Below are 2874 nucleotides of genomic sequence, written 5' to 3'. Positions count from 1 at the left end.
CATTTCTAAATGTTTCTGCTGCCTTTGTTTTAGCTTCTATTTCCTTTTGAATGCTGTTATCTATTTCTGTTCTATCTATTAGATTTTCACCTTGTAAATTAAGTATTTTTATATTTTCATCTATCTTAGTTCCTCTTACATCATTGTTGTATATTGCTTCTCTAATCTTTACATATAATTCATTTTTCTTATTTTCATATTCTTGTTTTAATGTCATTGTGTTTCTCCTTTAAATTATTTTTATATTCTCTCTCCAACTTTCTTATACTCCTTAATACGGAACATAGTCCGGTAATTTTTTCATTATATCTTCAAAGTTATTAATATCTAAAAACCATGTAAAGCTAATATTAAATACTTCTCCATCAGCATTAGGTATCTCTCCTAAGTACCATCTATTACTAGGTATATGTTCCATAACTTCTAAAATTATATCTGTATTATATTTCTGTAAAAGCTTAAAAGCATTATTTTGCATTTGTGTAGTAGTTTTAGTAATAGGTCTTTCCATAGCCATTTCAGACTTATTCCATTCTTCTACCAAAACATTAAACTGTTTTGAAAATTCTTTATAATCATTTTTAGGAGATAGTTCATCTTGATGAACCTCACTCGAGTGAGTTGTTATGTTATGTTTTGAATTGTTTTGAATTGAATTGTTATGTGATTGAATTGCTATATCCCTATCCATAGGGGTTGTTTCTTCTGCTATACCCCCTTGCATAGCCATTGTTTCTTCTGCTGATAGGCTATCCATACCCTTATCATAGCCATTAGATAGGCTATCTATAGGGGTATCCTTAAAATCTAAATCACTTAGTAGTAAATTAATTCTATCTGGAAATAATTTTGCTATATTGACTAATACATTTGAGTTTTTACCATGTATTGAATTAATTAACTCCACCGTTTTACTAGATGTACTTGTTTGTTTAAATCTTTCCAATAATGATATTTTTATTTCATCGCTTTTTATCTTCACAAATTCACCTGCTACATGTTTAATTTGATTAATATTTAAGTTTATAAAATTGTAGCGATACCAATTATTCAGCATAATTTCGTCTGTAGTATTATCAATAGTAATCTTTTCTTTTTCTGTAAATAACTTAATATATTTTTCAATATCTTCTATATCAATATCCAACTCAAAGGAGGCAGTTCTTTTATTGAACTCGTACACTCCTATTTGAGTAGTTTTTGAATTAGTAAGTAAATATACAAAGAAAAGCTTACCCTTACAATCTAAATCAGCTATGAAATTATCACTATAAATTAAAGTATCTACTGTTCTATATGCCATAATTTACCTCTATCTGCTCCTTTTAATTTTTCCTAGAACATGATAAAATTCAAATAAGCATATTGATTTATCAATGTTCTTAAAGTTGCCTTTAGATATGCCAGTATCTAGGGGCTTTTTGCTTTCTGTTATTAAATATCTTTTCATTATTTCTTGCCTTTCTTTTTCATATGTTTAAAATACAATTTATCTTGTTCTTCATATCCATTTCTATACCTCCATAATACACAATCTTTTATTCCACAATCTGTAACTTCATTTTTATTTCCTGCAGAACATTCTAAACATTTTTTCTAATAGCTTCTTGCTTAGTTAATCTTTTACTAGACATATTCTTTTAATTTCCTCCCTACGCTTTGAAACATACGTTCAGAACGTTTTTTTTCATTCTCTGATGTCTTTATACCTTTTAAAATATAAATCTTCTTAAAACTCAAATTTAAGCCTTATTTATTATTTTCTTGTTTTTCTAAGCCAAAATACTCGTAAACTGCCCTAGCAGGCACTCTGCCTCTTAGAGTTAGAAAATTTTCTTCCTCTAGCTTTTCATTTACTATTCTAATAATTTGATATGCTTTAGTTTGTTTTACTTGCATTAACTTTTGAATATCCTCTGCATTTAAGAATTGTTTTCCATTTCCTCCTCCTAATCTTCCATTATTTCTTTTACCGGTATTTCTAAAGCCTTAGCAATTTTACCAGCCGTTATTGGTGAACAAGTCTTTCCAGATAGAATATAGGATATTGTTTGTCTTGATACTTCTGACTCCTTAGAAAGCATTGTATTATTCCAATTCTTTTCTGCCATATAACTTAATATTTTTTGTTCATCTAGTTTCATTAGCTCCCTCCTTTTGGTCGTAATTTTACGTTATTAGTTATTTTCGTTAATTACGTTAATACTATTTAAACACACCTTTATTAAGTTGTCAATATATTTGTAAGTAATTATTGTTATTTTCGTTAATTAAGTTATAATTTAATATTATATAATTAATTATTCATTTTCCTAGTTCCTTTATTTGTTAATATTTATTAATTGTTATGCTTTTTGTCACTTATTGTATAATATTCAATTCTATTTATATAATTTCTTTTCATGTGCTAAATATAAGCTTAAGTAGTCACAAAATCATTCTTTTGTGACTACTTAATTTTTACTATTTTAAAATATTTTAATAGTTATATTATCTATATTTCAACACTTATAATCAATTTGCTTAAATCACATTTAACCTATTACCCCTTATCTTTAAAATGTATATTATTTCATCAATTAAGTTGTTTAGTAGCCTTGTATATGCTTTTAATCTGTATATATTTACAATTATTATTCATGTATTTTATTAGGTAGTAACCTAGTTTATTCCTATATTAACCACGTTTATAACTCTATTAATTCTAACCTCCTGTCATGGGGTTGTTTTGTAAAAGCTATATTTAATACGATAATTTACGATAATTTAAGTTAGATGCTCCCTTTTTAGGGTGTCCGAAATGTCCGAATAGCTTTTGCTCCATGGGGTTGTTTTGTTTTTGATCATATAACACAAAAAAGATAGGATTTTCTC

The 2874-nt window shown here is 26.9% G+C and carries 4 protein-coding genes; all 4 read right to left on the bottom strand.

Annotated features, from left to right (window positions below; all coding sequences use genetic code 11):
- On the bottom strand, window positions 1-217 hold a 217-nt coding region (locus tag WAO56_RS02420; protein ID WP_422146236.1), incomplete at its 3' end, for a hypothetical protein.
- A gap of 54 nt (window positions 218-271) precedes the next feature.
- The gene (locus WAO56_RS02415) at window positions 272-1303 is read right to left on the bottom strand and encodes a hypothetical protein (protein ID WP_422146235.1); all 1032 of its coding nucleotides are present in this window, start codon (window positions 1301-1303) and stop codon (window positions 272-274) included.
- Between the two features lie 446 nt (window positions 1304-1749).
- Entirely contained in the window at window positions 1750-1899 is a 150-nt protein-coding gene (locus WAO56_RS02410; RefSeq protein WP_422146234.1) for a hypothetical protein, read from the bottom strand.
- A 50-nt stretch (window positions 1900-1949) separates the two neighbouring features.
- A complete protein-coding gene (locus WAO56_RS02405) occupies window positions 1950-2144 on the bottom strand; it encodes a helix-turn-helix transcriptional regulator (RefSeq protein WP_422146233.1) in 195 nt (64 codons plus the stop codon).
- Window positions 2145-2874 lie beyond the last annotated feature (730 nt).

This window comes from Miniphocaeibacter sp., from assembly GCF_049276255.1.
GTDB lineage: Bacteria > Bacillota > Clostridia > Tissierellales > Peptoniphilaceae > Miniphocaeibacter.
The sequence above is the reverse complement of the archived record's forward strand: the minus strand, read 5'-3'. Positions and strand labels throughout refer to the sequence as shown.

Coding starts and splice junctions, on each gene's coding strand:
- WAO56_RS02415 (WP_422146235.1), bottom strand. CDS start 1,303: ATGGCATATAGAACAGTAGATACTTTAATTTATAGTGATAATTTCATA.
- WAO56_RS02410 (WP_422146234.1), bottom strand. CDS start 1,899: ATGCAAGTAAAACAAACTAAAGCATATCAAATTATTAGAATAGTAAAT.
- WAO56_RS02405 (WP_422146233.1), bottom strand. CDS start 2,144: ATGAAACTAGATGAACAAAAAATATTAAGTTATATGGCAGAAAAGAAT.